This window comes from Planomonospora corallina, assembly GCF_042650625.1.
Taxonomy (GTDB): domain Bacteria; phylum Actinomycetota; class Actinomycetes; order Streptosporangiales; family Streptosporangiaceae; genus Planomonospora_B; species Planomonospora_B corallina.
In genome coordinates this window covers 279733-290174 of the sequence record NZ_JBHSBM010000011.1, presented here as the reverse complement: position 1 = coordinate 290174, position 10442 = coordinate 279733, and the positions used below count along the sequence as shown (strand labels likewise).

At 72.6% G+C, this 10442-nt stretch carries 10 protein-coding genes; 4 read left to right on the top strand and 6 right to left on the bottom strand.

Features of this window, described 5'->3' with window-relative positions; genetic code table 11:
- A complete protein-coding gene (gene purH, locus ACFOWE_RS06245) occupies window positions 1–1545 on the bottom strand; it encodes a bifunctional phosphoribosylaminoimidazolecarboxamide formyltransferase/IMP cyclohydrolase (RefSeq protein WP_377286001.1) in 1545 nt (514 codons plus the stop codon).
- A 176-nt stretch (window positions 1546–1721) separates the two neighbouring features.
- A complete protein-coding gene (gene purN, locus ACFOWE_RS06240; RefSeq protein WP_377286000.1) occupies window positions 1722–2324 on the bottom strand; it encodes a phosphoribosylglycinamide formyltransferase in 603 nt (200 codons plus the stop codon).
- 107 nt (window positions 2325–2431) lie between these two features.
- On the opposite strand from purN, the gene ACFOWE_RS06235 reads away from it, so the two are divergent.
- Window positions 2432–2839: a hypothetical protein gene (locus ACFOWE_RS06235; RefSeq protein WP_377285998.1), complete on the top strand. Its 408-nt coding sequence runs from the start codon at window positions 2432–2434 to the stop codon at window positions 2837–2839.
- Window positions 2840–2855: 16 nt separating this feature from the next.
- Here ACFOWE_RS06235 and ACFOWE_RS06230 read toward each other — a convergent pair whose 3' ends face one another.
- From ACFOWE_RS06230 to ACFOWE_RS06215, 4 genes are all read right to left on the bottom strand, one after another.
- The gene (locus ACFOWE_RS06230; protein WP_377285996.1) at window positions 2856–4514 is read right to left on the bottom strand and encodes a cell division protein PerM; all 1659 of its coding nucleotides are present in this window, start codon (window positions 4512–4514) and stop codon (window positions 2856–2858) included.
- 263 nt (window positions 4515–4777) lie between these two features.
- A complete protein-coding gene (sucD, locus tag ACFOWE_RS06225) occupies window positions 4778–5653 on the bottom strand; it encodes a succinate--CoA ligase subunit alpha (protein WP_377285995.1) in 876 nt (291 codons plus the stop codon).
- Window positions 5653–6834 carry an ADP-forming succinate--CoA ligase subunit beta gene (sucC, locus tag ACFOWE_RS06220; RefSeq protein WP_377285993.1) on the bottom strand — a complete coding sequence of 394 codons (1182 nt, stop codon included), beginning with the start codon at window positions 6832–6834 and terminating at the stop codon, window positions 5653–5655. Before sucC ends, sucD begins: the two co-directional genes overlap by 1 nt.
- Window positions 6835–7000: 166 nt before the next feature.
- Window positions 7001–7408 (bottom strand): cobalamin B12-binding domain-containing protein, encoded by a 408-nt coding sequence (locus ACFOWE_RS06215; RefSeq protein WP_377285992.1) that lies wholly within the window; start codon window positions 7406–7408, stop codon window positions 7001–7003.
- 342 nt (window positions 7409–7750) lie between these two features.
- On the opposite strand from ACFOWE_RS06215, the gene ACFOWE_RS06210 reads away from it, so the two are divergent.
- The 3 genes from ACFOWE_RS06210 to ACFOWE_RS06200 all read left to right on the top strand — a co-directional run bounded on the left by ACFOWE_RS06210 (window position 7751) and on the right by ACFOWE_RS06200 (window position 10380).
- Entirely contained in the window at window positions 7751–8233 is a 483-nt protein-coding gene (locus ACFOWE_RS06210) for a hypothetical protein (RefSeq protein ID WP_377285990.1), read from the top strand.
- A gap of 135 nt (window positions 8234–8368) precedes the next feature.
- On the top strand, window positions 8369–9265 hold the full coding sequence (locus ACFOWE_RS06205; RefSeq protein ID WP_377285988.1) for a hypothetical protein: 897 nt from the start codon (window positions 8369–8371) through the stop codon (window positions 9263–9265).
- A gap of 248 nt (window positions 9266–9513) precedes the next feature.
- Window positions 9514–10380: a hypothetical protein gene (locus ACFOWE_RS06200; RefSeq protein ID WP_377285987.1), complete on the top strand. Its 867-nt coding sequence runs from the start codon at window positions 9514–9516 to the stop codon at window positions 10378–10380.
- Window positions 10381–10442: the final 62 nt, after the last annotated feature.

Sequence of the window (10442 nt, the reverse complement as noted above, 5' to 3'; positions counted from 1 at the left end):
CTAGTGGAAGAAGTGGCGGGTGCCGGTGAAGTAGAGGGTGATCCCGGCGGCCTCGGCCGCGGCGATCACCTCGTCGTCCCGGATCGAGCCGCCCGGCTCCACGATCGCCCTCACGCCCGCGTCGGCGAGCACCTTGAGGCCGTCGGCGAAGGGGAAGAACGCGTCGGAGGCCGCCACGGACCCGCTGGCGCGGTCACCGGCGCGGGAGACCGCGAGCTGGGCCGAGTCGACCCGGTTGACCTGCCCCATGCCGACGCCGACGCTCGCGCCGCCCGCGGCCAGCAGGATCGCGTTGGACTTCACCGAGCGGCACGCCTTCCAGGCGAAGGCCAGGTCGGCGAGGACCTCCGGCGAGGCCGCGGGGCCCGCCCTGAGCTCCCAGGTCTCCGGGGCGTCGCCGGGGGCGTCCACCCGGTCGGCGGTCTGCACCAGCAGGCCGCCGTCGATCCGGCGGAACTCGGTCGCGTTGGCCGGTCCCTCCGGGCAGACCAGCAGCCGCAGGTTCTTCTTCTCCCGCAGTACGGCCAGCGCCTCGCCGGTGAAGGAGGGCGCCACCACGACCTCGGTGAAGATCTCGGCGATCTGCCGGGCCAGCTCCCCGGTGACCTCGCCGTTGACCGCGATCACACCGCCGTAGGCGGAGACCGGGTCGCAGGCGTGCGCCTTGCGGTGCGCCTCGGCCACGTCCGCGCCGACCGCGATGCCGCAGGGGTTCTGGTGCTTGATGATCGCGACGGCGGGCTCGGCGAAGTCCCACGCGGCCCGCCAGGCGGCGTCCGCGTCGAGGTAGTTGTTGTAGGACATCTCCTTGCCGTGCAGCTGCTCGGCTCCCGCCAGCCCGCCGGCGCCCGCGGTGTAGAGCGCGGCCCGCTGGTGCGGGTTCTCGCCGTAGCGCAGGGACGCCGCCAGCTCCCACGAGGCGCCCATGTACGCCGGCCAGGCGTTCTCCTCCGCGGCGTAGACGTTGGCGAACCAGGAGGCCACGGCGGTGTCGTAGGCGGCGGTGTGGGCGTAGGCGGCGGCGGCCAGGCGGCGGCGCTCGGTGAGGGTGAACCCGCCCGCGGCGACCGCGGCGAGCACGTCGCCGTAGGCGGCCGGGTCCACCACGACCGCGGCGGTGCCGTGGTTCTTGGCGGCGGCGCGGATCATCGCCGGACCGCCGATGTCGATCTGCTCCACGCACTCGGCGTCGGAGGCCCCGGAGGCGACGGTCTGCTGGAACGGGTAGAGGTTGACCACGACCAGCTGGAAGGGCTCGATCTCCAGCTCCTCCAGCTGCGCGACGTGCGCGGGGTTGCCGCCGTCGGCCAGCAGGCCGGCGTGCACCCGCGGGTGGAGGGTCTTGACGCGGCCGTCGAGGCACTCGGGGAAGCCGGTCAGGGCCTCGACCGGGGTGACCGGGACGCCGAAGGAGGCGATCTTCGCGGCGGTGCCGCCGGTGGAGACGATCTCCACCCCGGCGGCGTCGAGCCCGCGTGCCAGCTCCTCCAGCCCGCTCTTGTCGTACACCGCGATCAACGCGCGCCGGATGGCGATGCGGGTCACTTTCGATCCTCCTGTTTGGTGCCGGTTGTCCGGGGCGCCCGGCTCATCCGCCGGGTCGCCTGGTCTTGCGGGTGCCGGACCCCTGCCGGGGTCGCGGCGGGCGCCGGGCCCCTGCGGGGCCACAGCGCGCGCCGGGGTCCTGCGGGACCGCAGCGGGTGCCGGGGTCCCGGGGGCCTCAGCCGAGGCCTGCGGTCCGTCCGAGGCGGACGGTCCGGCCGGTGACGGTCCAGCCCTCACGGGCCATCCGCCCGACGGTGTCGACCAGCAGCCCCCGCTCGACGGTCTTGATGCGCTCGTGCAGGGTGTGCTCGTCGTCCCCGTCGAAGACGCGGACGGCCTCCTGCGCGATGATCGGCCCGGTGTCGACGCCGGCGTCGGCGAGCATCACGGTGCAGCCGGTGATCCGCACGCCGTACGTGAGGGCGTCACGCACCCCGTGCGCGCCGGGGAAGGACGGCAGCAGCGCGGGGTGGGTGTTGAGCACGGGGAACGAGGTGAGCGTCGGAGCGCCGAGGATCTTCATGAAGCCGGCGCAGACCACCAGGTCGGGCTTGTGCTCGGCGATCCTGGCCGCGAGCGCCCGGTCCCACTCCTCGCGGGACGGGTGGTCGGGGACGCGCTCGACGAAGGTCGGCACCCCCGCGCGCTCCGCGCGGGCCAGGCCCTCGATGCCGTCGCGGTCGGCGCCGACCGCCACGATCCGGGCGCCGTAACCCTCGTCCGCCGCGGCGTCCAGCAGGGCCTGTAGGTTGGTTCCAGAGCCGGATACGAGAACCACAAGCCGAGCGGCCTGGGATGACACCGACGTAACTCCATTCGGACGGGGACTCAACGCCGCTGCAAGGGTATAGGTCCGTCCACTCGGACGACGCAAGGAGGTCACCAGTGACGACACCCGTCCAGCTACGGCCGGCGGAGAGTGCGGGACGGCGTGCGTTGTGGCTCGCGTTCGCGGCGGCGGTGATGACGTTCCTGCTCCCCCTGGCGGGGCTGGTCATGTCGGTCTTCGCACTGGTCGTCTCCGTCCGCGCCGTCCCCGCGCTCAGGTCGGTGCCCAAGCCGATCGGCACGGCCGTCGCCGGCGTCGTCGTCTCGGTGATGGCGCTCCTGCTCTCGACGGGGGCCGCGGCGCTCCAGTTCTACCTGCGTGACGAGTACGCCGCCTACGACGAGTGCATGAAGGGCGCGGGCACCGTGACCGCCCGGGAGGGCTGCGTGAACCAGCTGGAGCAGGCGATCCGGGAGAAGATCCCCGTCCTGGACCGCGAGCTCACCTACCCGTTCGCGCCCTGAGCCACCACCGCGACCGCTAGTCGCGGTCCCACGCGTAGGGGTCGACGTAGATCACGTGGCCGCCCCTGTCGTCGGTCTCGTCGACGATGTCCCGGCGGGGCGGGCGGGGCGGTTCCGGACGCCGGGTCCGCGCCGGTCGCTCCGCGGCGGCCGAGGCGTGCTCGTCCTGCCAGTCGTCCCGGATGACCGGGATCGGCTGGGTGTCGCACTCGGTGGCGTCCAGCCAGTGGCCGGGGAGCGCGCGCTCCGTCTCCGGGCCGGCGGCCCCGCCCCTGCCGGTCACCGCCCCCGCCGCCCTGGCCAGCCTCGCGCCCGCCCTGCGGACGGGGGCGGCGGCCGAGCCGACCTTCGCCGCGGCCCGGGCGACGGCGGTGTTCTGGCCGCGGAAGATCAGCCACCAGTTGGCCAGGCCCGCCGAGATGCCCGCGGCGACCCCCGTCTCGAGCGTCACCGAGAGCATGACCTCCCACGCCGCCGGGCCCATCGCGACGAGCCTGGAACCGCCGAGCGCGCCTCCGGACAGGGCCGCCAGCAGGCCGGCCGCGCAGCCGGTCGCGATGCCGCAGGCGAACCCCCACAGCGGCGCGCCCTCGTAGGAGGGCGAGGGCGCGACCCTGACGAGCACGACACCGGCCACCGCCCCGGCGGCGAACGGGACCGCGATCACCGCCATGAGCCAGGCCGGGGACGGCCCCGCCTCGGGCAGCGCGCCCAGCAGGGGCAGGCTCGGCACGGTGCCCAGCTGGACCCCGGTCGGGGCGATCAGCGTGCCGGCGCCGACGGCGAACCCGGGCCCGGCGATGTAGGCCGTCCCCCAGACGAACGCGTTGGGCAGGTAGAGCACCTGGATCAGCAGGAGCAGCAGGCCGCCGACGAAGCCCGGCGCCAGCACGCCCGTCAGATGCCGGACCTGGTCGAACCCCACCACGATGGCGCCGAGCGTCAGCAGGGCGCCCGCCACCAGCATGATCCCCATCGCGACCGCGGTACCGGCCACGACCGAGCGGAGCCGCTCCGGGAGCAGCCTCGGCATCACCCGCCACGGCCCGATCGCCCGTACGGTGGCCAGCGCGCCGGCGACGAAGGCCAGCGCCAGGTGGCTGATCAGCACCTCGCCCAGGAAGGGCTGGGTGATCTCGTTGCGGGCGACGAGCGCGATCACCCCGGCCAGCAGCGCGTACGGCGCGGCCAGCGAGACGCCCGCCTGCGTGATCAGGACCAGCTGGGCGCGGCGGCGGGCGTTGGCCTGCTCCTTGGGGCTGTTCTTGGGCAGCCGGGCGGGCAGCCGGAGCCGCAGGTCGGCGTCACGGGCCATCCAGATCCCCGCCCGGTAGAGCAGGAACGCCGGCAGGGCCATCAGCCCGAGCGGGAGGAGCCCGACGGACCCGCCGGGGATCGCGAACCCCGCGTGGTGGGCCGCGAGCCAGAGCTGTGCCGCGGTGCGGAACACCTCGGGCAGCCCCGCGCCGAGCGCGCCCCGGGGCGCGGCGATCCAGCCGACCAGGGTGAGCGTGGTGAGCACCGCCAGGCCGACGCCGAGCGTCCAGGCCGCGGCGAGCATGCCGGAGACGGGGAGCGGCCTGCGGACGTCGTCGTCACCCGTGGCGCCGGGCAGGGGGATGCGACTGAGGACGGTGCGGGGGGCCGCCCGGAAATGGTCGAGAAAGGCCGTCACGGTACCCGATGGTCTCACCGATCATGGGATGGACGGCCCTCATCCGCCCCGCGTGTCGCGGGACGGCACGCGGCGGGACGCCCCGCGCGGGCCCGCCGTACCCGGGACGCGGGGTCCGGAACGCCGGGAGCCGGGACCCGGGAGCCGGGACCCGGGAGCCGGGACCCGGGGTCCGGGACGCGGGGTCCGGGACGCGGAACGCCGCACCGCCCCGGCGAGGGGAGGCGCGGCGTTCCGGAAGAGGATCCCCAGGAGAGGGAAGGTCAGCGCGAGCTCATGATCTCGCGCATGAGGCGGGCGGTCTCGCTGGGCGTCTTGCCCACCCGCACGCCGACCTTCTCCAGCGCCTCCTTCTTGGCCTGCGCCGTACCGGCCGAGCCGGACACGATCGCGCCCGCGTGGCCCATGGTCTTGCCCTCCGGGGCGGTGAAGCCCGCCACGTAGGCCACGACCGGCTTGGTGACGTGCTTCTCGATGTAGGCCGCGGCCCGCTCCTCGGCGTCTCCGCCGATCTCACCGATCATCACGATCGCGTCGGTGCCCGGGTCGGCCTGGAATGCCTCCAGCGCGTCGATGTGCGTGGTCCCGATCACCGGGTCGCCGCCGATGCCCACCGCGGTGGAGAAGCCGAAGTCGCGCAGCTCGTACATCAGCTGGTAGGTCAGCGTGCCCGACTTCGACACCAGACCGATCCGGCCCGCGGTGGTGATGTCGGCCGGGATGATGCCGGCGTTGGAGGCGCCCGGCGAGGCGATGCCCGGGCAGTTCGGGCCGATGATGCGGGTCTTGTTGCCCTTGGCCACCGCGTACGCCCAGAACTCGGTGGTGTCGTGCACCGGCACGCCCTCGGTGATCACCACGCAGAGCGGGATCTCGGCGTCGATGGCCTCCTTGACCGCGTCCTTGGTGAAGGCCGGCGGCACGAACACCACGGATACGTCCGCACCGGTCTCGCGCATGGCCTCGGCCACGGTGCCGAAGACCGGCAGGCCCTCGTGCACGGTGCCGGCCTTGCGGGCGTTGACGCCGCCCACGACCCGCGCGCCGGAGGCCAGCATGCGGCGGGTGTGCTTGGTGCCCTCCCCGCCGGTCATGCCCTGAACAATGATCTTGCTGTTCTCGGTCAGCCAGATAGCCATTACGCACCCACCGCAGCCAGCTCGGCGGCCCGCTTGGCCGCCTCGTCCATCGTGTCGACCAGCTCGACGCCGGCAAGCTTGGCGTCGGCCAGGATCTGCCGCCCGAGCTGGGCGTTGTTGCCGTCCAGGCGGACGACCAGGGGGCGGGTGACCGCCTCGCCGCGGCTCTCCAGCAGTTGGAAGGCGGCCACGATGCCGTTGGCCACCGCGTCGCAGGCGGTGATGCCGCCGAACACGTTCACGAAGATCGACTTGACCGACGGGTCGGAGATGATGATCTCCAGGCCGGCGGCCATGACCTCGGCCGAGGCGCCGCCGCCGATGTCGAGGAAGTTGGCCGGCTTGGGCTGGCCGGGGAAGGCCTCGCCCGCGTAGGCGACCACGTCCAGGGTGGACATGACCAGGCCGGCGCCGTTGCCGATGATGCCGACGCTGCCGTCGAGCTTGACGTAGTTGAGGTCCTTGGCCTTGGCCGCGGCCTCCAGCGGGTCCTCGGCGGCCTTGTCGGCGTAGGCCTCGTGCTCGGGCTGGCGGAAGGAGGCGTTGTCGTCGAGCGTGACCTTGCCGTCCAGGGCCTTCACCTGACCGTCGGCGGACAGGATCATCGGGTTGACCTCGACCAGGGAGGCGTCCTCGTCGACGAAGGCGGCCCAGAGCTTCTCGATGAGCTCGGCCGCGCCGTCGAGGGCCTTCTCCGGCAGGCCGCCGGCCACGGCGATCTCCCGGGCCTTGGCGCGGTCGACGCCGGTCAGCGGGGAGACCGGGACCTTCGCGACCTTCTCCGGAGTGGCGTGCGCGACCTCTTCGATGTCCATGCCGCCCGCCGCGGAGCAGATGGCGAGGAAGGTGCGGTTCGCGCGGTCGAGCAGGAAGGAGAAGTAGTACTCCTCCGCGATCGCGCTGGCCTCCTCGACGAGGACCTTGTGGACCGTGTGGCCCTTGATGTCCATGCCCAGGATGTCGGTGGCCTTGCGCTCGGCGTCGGCGGCGTCGTCGGCGACCTTCACGCCGCCCGCCTTGCCGCGGCCACCGGTCTTGACCTGGGCCTTGACGACGACACGACCGGTCAGCTCCTCCGCTGCCGCGCGTGCCTCCTCCACGGTGTGCGCGACGATGCCGCGCGGCACCGGGATGCCGTACTCCGCGAAGAGCTCCTTCGCCTGATGTTCGAACAGGTCCACGAGGGTCCGTCCTTGCTTGTCCGGCTGGTGTACAGATGTCGGCGGGCCGGCTCCACGAGACGAGGGGAGCTGGCGATTTTTGCGCCAATGAAGCCTAGCCCCCTCCGAACGCCGAGGAGGTCACCGGGGGCTGAGCAGTCCGGAATCACCCGCTTCGAGTGACGCGTCACACGCGGGCGGGGACGCTGCTCCGCACCCACTCGACGATCTCCTCCATGGTCGCGCCCGGAGTGAAGACCCGCGCGACGCCCATCCGCTCCAGCTCGGGAAGGTCGTCGTCCGGGATGATCCCGCCGCCGAAGACCACGATGTCGCTCGCGTCGTTCTCCTTCAGCAGCTCGATCACCTTGGCGAAGAGGGTCATGTGCGCCCCGGACAGGATCGAGAGCCCGATGGCGGCGGCGTCCTCCTGGACGGCGGTGCGCACGATCTGCTCGGGTGTCTGGTGCAGGCCGGTGTAGACGACCTCCATCCCGGCGTCCCGCAGCGCCCTCGCCACGATCTTCACACCCCGGTCGTGCCCGTCCAGCCCCGGCTTGGCGATGACGACGCGAATCCTCGACACGGCATCCATGACAGACCTCCTCGTCTGTGTCCCGCCCTGCTAACCGGCGGCTGACCGCAGCGTAACCGGCCCGGCTCCGCCGCACGCCGGCCCGTGTCCCGTCCGGGACCGCCGCCGGGCGCGGGAGAAAGCGGCAACGGACCGTTTCCGCCCGCGTGGTTCACAGGGGGAATCGGCATTCGACCGTTCCAGATATGCTTCCGTTATATCCGGTTGCGAGGATTCCGGAGCTCCTCTCCGTGAGGCGGAGAGAATGACCCAGAGGAATCGCGTGAATCGTTTCACGTCCATGACGCTCACGGCCGCCGTCGCCACCGCGGTCGTGTCCGCCTGGCGGAGGGCGCGGAGCCCGTGCGCAACCTCGCCGTCGGCCGGACGGTGTATTCGGGCGGCGGAATCCTCGCCGACGCCCTTCCCAAGGGAAAGAAGTGGATGAAGGCCACGGTGAAGGGCGGCGTGCCCTCGCCTTTCATGACCCCGCTCTACGCGCTGGAGCCCGCCACGCTGAGAACCCTCCTCACCACGGCCTCGGGTAAGTCCTCCGGCGCGGGGACGACCGTCTACAAGGGCACCATCACCGCCGCCGCGCTCCACCGCGTCTCACCGTCCTACCGGGCCTCTCTCGACGGCGGCGGGCTCACCGCGAAGCAGGGCTCGATGAAGGTGCGCTGGACGCTGTGGATCGGCCGCGACCGGCTCCCCGGCCGGCTCGTCTCCGCCTGGCAGGAGAGCGGCGCTCTGGGCGTGGTGAAGAAGACCAGCGACGTGCGGCTCTCCGGCTGGGGCAGGCGGGTCGTCCTGACGCCGCCGCCCGCCGGGCAGGTCGCGTCGTAGGTCTCCCCGCGTCCGCGTGCCGTACGGCTCACCCGCGCGCAAAGCGGGGGCGCGGAGTTGTTGGCGTACGGCATAGCCGCCTGGGACGGAGGTGGCCTAACTTGGCGGATCTTGACCCGTGGTGAGAGGGATCCGATGAGACGGTGGGCCATTCCGGTCGCCGCGGCGCTGGCCGCCTCGGCACTGCAGGCGGGACCGGCGCAGGCCGGCGTGGTGCGGGCGCAGGCCGTACGGGCGGGCACGGCGCAGGCGGCGCCCTCCCCCGTGACGGCGCTGGAGCGGCACTTCACCGAGCACACGGGGCTGCGCGTCTCCGACGTCGGCCGCATGTACCGGGACGGCAAGGCGGTCGTCACGATCTGGCGCAAGGGCAGGGTGGAGTTCGACGCCTCCGGGGTGTACGCCACGGACACCACCGGACGGACCGAGGCGGGGCGCGGGGCCGTCCGGGAGTTCGAGCACCTGATCGGGAGGCGGCTCGGCTCGACCCGGGTGATCTGCTTCCCGAACGAGGCCTACCTGTCCGGGCCCGGCTACGAGACCTGGCTCCCCGAGGGCAAGAGCTGGCTCGGCCTGATCGGCCCGGCGAACATCAAGCAGACCGCCGCGTTCCCGCAGATCGTGAACGTCTTCGAGCCCGCCACCCTCGGCACGCTGCTCTCCCGCGCCGCGGTGAGGAAGAAGCTCGCCTCCGGCACCTACCACCAGGGCGCCGTGACGCTGCGCACGCTGTACGCGGTCTCCCCCTCCTTCCGCGACCGGCTCGCCGGGCCGCCGAAGGGGAAGGACGCGAAGATCACGGTCGGCTTCCGGCTCTGGCTGGACCGCTCGAACCTGCCCCGCCGCCTGACGACCACCTGGAAGCAGCCCGTGCCCGGCACGCCGAAGCGGCCCACCGTCACGGTCGCGGACACCCGCTACACCGGCTGGGGCGCCGAGGTCGTGCTGACGCCTCCGCCGCCGGAGGACACCGCCGACGCGGGCCGGGTCGGCGGCGACCTCTCCCCGCCGCCCACGCTCCCGGTCGGCTGACGGTACGGCCCCGCCGGCTCCGGCGGGGCCGGGCGCCGGCATTCCACCGGGCGCCGCATTCCACCGCGGGCGCCGTACTTCACCGGGCGCCGTGTTCCGCAGTGCCGCACCCGGCCGGAGAGTGCACGGAACATTCACAATAAATGCGGTGATCAACGCATTCGGCGAGACTGTTCCGTGATCTTGCTCCGGAAGGATGCCCGGGATCCCTCCCACACGGGGCGGAGGGAATGATCGGGAGATTCCTTTTGAAGCGTTTCATCGCCGGCCTGGCCTGCGCCGCACTCGCAGGCATGGCCGTTCCCACGCTCGCCTCGGCCGCCCACGCCCAGGCGCCCGCCGAACCGCTCGCCGCACTGCGGAGCAAGCTGGGCACGGGCAACGGAGTGAGCTTCTCCGAGAAGACGAAGGTGACCAACCGCGACACCCGCCTGGTCCTCTCCAGCCGGAAGGGCGTGCTGCAGTTCGGCACGTCCGGGGTCGTCGCCTCCGACCACACCACCAAGCTGCGGATCAAGTCCGATGACCTCGACGAGCTCGTGGTCCCCCTGCAGAACTCCTACGACGAGGACTCCCAGGCGGTCGCCAAGATGATGGACGGGCTCTCCAAGCCCGAGCGGACCGTCACGGTGAAGAACGTCTCCTACGTCTCCGGCGGCATGTTCGGCCAGCTCCTGCCCGAGGGCAAGAACTGGCTCCGCGTCCCCGGCGGCATGAACGGCTTCACCGGCTCGTACGGCCAGCTGATCAACCCCGCCGAGCCCGCGACGCTCAAGGCGCTGCTCGCGCACGCCGTCAAGCGGCCGGGGGGCTACGCCGGGAAGACCACCTTCGGCGAGCTCTACAAGGTCTCGCCGTGGTTCCGCGCCTCGGTGATGGAGAAGCCGACCGGCAAGGCGGCCAAGACGGTGCTGACCTGGAAGCTGTCCGTCGGCGCCGACCGGCTCCCCACCCGGCTGACGAGCACCTACGGCGACAAGACCTCCAGCTTCACGGTCGAGACCGACTACACCCGCTGGGGCGCCAAGGTCTCGGTGAAGGCTCCGCCCGCCGAGGAGGTCGCCGAGATCACCGAGATCGCCGAGCTCGAGGATCTCGGGAAGACCACGGGCTGACCTCCGGTCGGGCTCTCCGCCCGTGTGCCCCCGCCCGTCACCGGGCGGTGACGGGCGGGCGG